We start from the raw sequence: 572 nt of genomic DNA on the forward strand, positions 1-572 counted from the left end.
GGAGAAATGGAGGCTTATATGGCATTTTTCTCATCTGCAATCGACACTTTACAGACCCTCGTTATTGCTCTCGGTGCTGGCCTTGGCGTGTGGGGCGTGGTTAATCTGCTGGAGGGCTACGGCTCGGATAACCCGGGCTCCAAGTCCCAGGGCATGAAGCAGCTCATGGCGGGCGGCGGCATCATCGTCATTGGCACCACACTGATCCCTCTGCTGTCTGGCCTGTTTTAAGGTAGGCGCTTATGGATTTTCTCACCGACTGGCTCACAAACTGGCTCAAAGAGCTTCTGATTGGCGGGATCATGGGGAACCTCGAAGGTCTTTTTGATACTGTCAATACCCAAGTCGGAGAGATTGCGGCACAGGTAGGGACTACCCCGGCGGCGTGGCACGCCGGGGTTTTCTCCCTGATCCGACAGCTTTCCGAAACGGTGATCCTGCCGATTGCCGGAATGGTGCTGACCTTTGTTGCCACTTATGAGCTCATACAGATGCTTTTGGAAAAGAACAATATGCACGAGGTTGACGTTGCGAACCTCTATAAATGGATGTTCAAAACAGCCTGTGCAATC

2 protein-coding genes are annotated in these 572 nt (G+C 53.1%); both read left to right on the plus strand.

What is annotated here, in order from left to right; genetic code table 11:
• Nucleotides 1-18 precede the first annotated feature (18 nt).
• Nucleotides 19-231 (plus strand): Maff2 family mobile element protein, encoded by a 213-nt coding sequence (locus tag DMI82_RS19595; protein ID WP_044963257.1) that lies wholly within the window; start codon nucleotides 19-21, stop codon nucleotides 229-231.
• Between the two features lie 11 nt (nucleotides 232-242).
• The coding region (locus DMI82_RS19600; protein WP_242981892.1) for a VirB6/TrbL-like conjugal transfer protein, CD1112 family at nucleotides 243-572 on the plus strand (330 nt) is incomplete at its 3' end.

The organism is Blautia sp. BCRC 81119, from assembly GCF_003184505.1.
Classification (GTDB): domain Bacteria; phylum Bacillota; class Clostridia; order Lachnospirales; family Lachnospiraceae; genus Blautia_A; species Blautia_A fusiformis.